At 50.0% G+C, this 2,807-nt stretch carries 3 protein-coding genes and 1 pseudogene; all 4 read left to right on the forward strand.

The annotated features are described in order from the left end of the window. The first annotated feature begins 862 nt into the window (after positions 1-862). The 4 genes and pseudogenes from ABJQ89_RS10075 to ABJQ89_RS10090 all read left to right on the forward strand — a co-directional run bounded on the left by ABJQ89_RS10075 (position 863) and on the right by ABJQ89_RS10090 (position 2,645). Positions 863-1,831 carry a hypothetical protein gene (locus ABJQ89_RS10075; RefSeq protein ID WP_348404539.1) on the forward strand — a complete coding sequence of 323 codons (969 nt, stop codon included), beginning with the start codon at positions 863-865 and terminating at the stop codon, positions 1,829-1,831. A gap of 260 nt (positions 1,832-2,091) precedes the next feature. Next, a complete protein-coding gene (locus ABJQ89_RS10080; protein WP_348404538.1) occupies positions 2,092-2,367 on the forward strand; it encodes a transposase in 276 nt (91 codons plus the stop codon). Further along, positions 2,358-2,420: pseudogene (locus ABJQ89_RS10085) on the forward strand (hypothetical protein); the annotation flags it as partial. The gene ABJQ89_RS10080 and the pseudogene ABJQ89_RS10085, both read left to right, overlap by 10 nt. 15 nt (positions 2,421-2,435) lie before the next feature. Beyond that, positions 2,436-2,645, forward strand: coding sequence for a hypothetical protein (locus tag ABJQ89_RS10090; protein ID WP_348404599.1), 210 nt, complete (start codon positions 2,436-2,438; stop codon positions 2,643-2,645). The last annotated feature ends 162 nt before the right edge of the window (positions 2,646-2,807 follow it).

Below are 2,807 nucleotides of genomic sequence, written 5' to 3' on the forward strand. Positions count from 1 at the left end.
GGCGTTGTTGCATGGATCACTGACATCTCGGACCGGGCCCTACCCGAGCCGGATTTCATGCGGTACGCGCGAAGCGGGGGTGGCCAAGTGCGGTCATCCGGTTGAGCACGTTGACACCAATATTGGCTTCTGTTTTTTGGCTTGTGAAGTTGTGCGCCTTTAACTTGGGGCCAATGACAGCCTTCCAGCCGCCCATTTGTGTCTCGATACGACTGCGTTGATTGTAACCGGTGCTTTCTGCCAAGATATCCGACCGTTGGCCTTGATGTGGGCAATTTGGTAATCGCGAACGGTTAGATCCTGCGCCATATTAGTGCTGAATGTCGCGTTTTTGGGTGGCGGGATTATAATCTCAAGAGAAGCGCCAAAACGCTTGGCCAGGAGGTTGCGGGTTGCGCTTCCATCATATGCGCCGTCCGCCAAAAACAGATCAACCGGGCCGTCAATTTGATCAAATAAGTTTGGAAGCACTGACGGATCACCAAAGTCATCTGCCGTCAGATCTTAACAGATGGTTTCGCCACTGACAAGATCAAGGCCGAGGTGAAGCTTGCGCCAACTCTTCCTTTTCGCTTTGTTTATATGCTTCTCTTCGCACCATTCACCTTCACCAAATATCTTCAGGCCGGTACTATCAATAGCCAGAGGGATCTTGTCACGATGGACGGCATTGAACTTGTGCGGCAATTACAGAATTCTGAATGAAACAGAAGCCTTTCGTATCAGACGTAAGCTGATCCATGCAACAACGCCCGTTAAAGCAGACCTCAAAATGACACCGTTGTGGTTTGCTTCGTAGGGCTTGTAGTTGTGACCTCAATCCCCCTAGCATCAGCTAACCAATTGAGGGTAAGAAGCTGACTTGTCCAAAATAATCTTACATTTAAAAAGTGGCGATGCTTCACCCGAACTCAACGGTTGGCATCTGCGACTTTATCGTGAAATTCGAGAATTGTGCGCCGACGCCGGCATCGTCTGTGAAATACAAATCCGCGACAAGGGCCTGAAAGTAGGTATCCGAAGCGTTAACGATAAACGTTTTCAAGACGGTAATCTTCATGTCATTGATGACCGTTCCATCGAAGCGAAAGGAGTATTGAACGCAGGCGTCGCTTATTTTTGGGAATATTGGCACCTTGACCTGATTGGAACGAAAGCATTCTCGTCAATTGGTGGTGAAGTCTATGACCCCGCGTCAGTTGGCCCCAACAGAGCAAATATCTTTTTTGACAATCTGACAAAGCGGTATCTACATAAACGGCGCTCCAAGTATGGGCAACCGAACGACATCCAATCTATTCCCACAGGCGCGATTTCGGTATTCTTTCAAGGGCAATACCCCGCAGCCGCAGGTGCTACAAAATTTTCAGATATTGAAATGCTACTCGCAGTCCAAAACCAAGCGGGTGATCGCCCAATAGTCGTCAAACCGCACCCCTTGGTTAGCGATGAATTAGGCTTGCAAATGATGCGTGAGTTAGCACGTAATGATGAGCGCATACATGTCACGAATGCCAATGTTCATGACATTCTATGTAAGAGTATTGCGACAGTATCTGTGAACTCAACCGTCGCCCTTGAAGGGTTTATGCACAAAGTCCCTGCAATTCTGTTTGGAAAATCTGATTTCCACCACTTTGTCACAACGGTAAAGTCATCTGATAATTTCGCTCATGCGCTTAAGACGGAATTGTCCCGGAAATCCGGATTTGAAAACTACCTAGCCTGGTATTTTTTAAAACATTGCCTCCCGCTTAATAGCGGCAGGTTGCATGAAAAAATATGGGACCGATTTGACCATGCTGGATTTGGAAAAGAATATTTCAAATAGAACTTCCACAAACCCTCCTTTTTGACACGGCCGCAAACCTCATCGATTTGCGCTGTCAAAAACCCCTCCCAAAACCCAAGCAGTTGTTGAACGTTTTTGGCTCTCTCGCGATAGCAGACATGGCGTATCTGCGGCGAATCCAGCTTGTGAGGTTTCAAACATCGCTACTGTCGATGGAGGAACCCTGAAGCCAGACGAGAACGACCATGAAACGCTAGGTTGGAATTGATGTCGCCCAAAAGGAATGTGCCCTTTGCATTGTGGATGATGCGGGCGGGATCTTGTTTGAGGGGACCTGTGTGACAGACCCTGATGAAATTGTGCACATGATAGCTTCTGAAGTTGATGACGTTGAGAAGATCGTTCACGAGTCCGGCCCGCTGTCGATCTGGTTAACACGAGAACTGGTCAAGCGAGGCGCACCCGTGGTCTGCATTGAAGCACGGGCAGCTCATAAGGTGTTGTCAGCGCGGATGAATAAGTCTGACAAATCAGATGCTGCTGGGCTCGCGCAGTTGGCGCGTACTTGGGATTAACCCCGAGACGGCATCAATCTGGCGAAACGGATTGGTCGGGGCGCATCTCAAAACGCGGGGATGGGGCCATGCGCAAACTGCTTTATGAAGCCGCCAACATCCTCATCCAGCGTGTGTCGCGCTTCTCACCGCTTAAAGCATGGGCCATGCGACTTGTCGCACGAAGGGGAATGAAAAAAGCCATTGTTGCGAGAGCGCGAAAACTGGCTGTCATCATGACCCGCATTTGGCGCGACGGCACAACCTTTGCGTGGACCAAAGAGGAGCTGCCTGCATGAAATAGCCCAAAATGGAATACGCCCGTCCGGGTGTACAGACATCCCATCGGGACGGTGGCCGGATGACCTCGCTGTCGAATGTCGATGCGCCTGAAAACAGGCGACCTCGCAGCAGACCTTTTTGAGGCACCAGTCCCCGACGCCATTATGCGGGGGCAGCGC

Source organism: Planktotalea sp., assembly GCF_039984035.1.
In the GTDB taxonomy this organism is placed as follows: Bacteria; Pseudomonadota; Alphaproteobacteria; order Rhodobacterales; family Rhodobacteraceae; genus Planktotalea.

Excerpts from the sequence above, each read along its gene's own strand:
- ABJQ89_RS10090 (WP_348404599.1), top strand. The coding sequence starts at position 2,436 with ATGCGCAAACTGCTTTATGAAGCCGCCAACATCCTCATCCAGCGTGTG.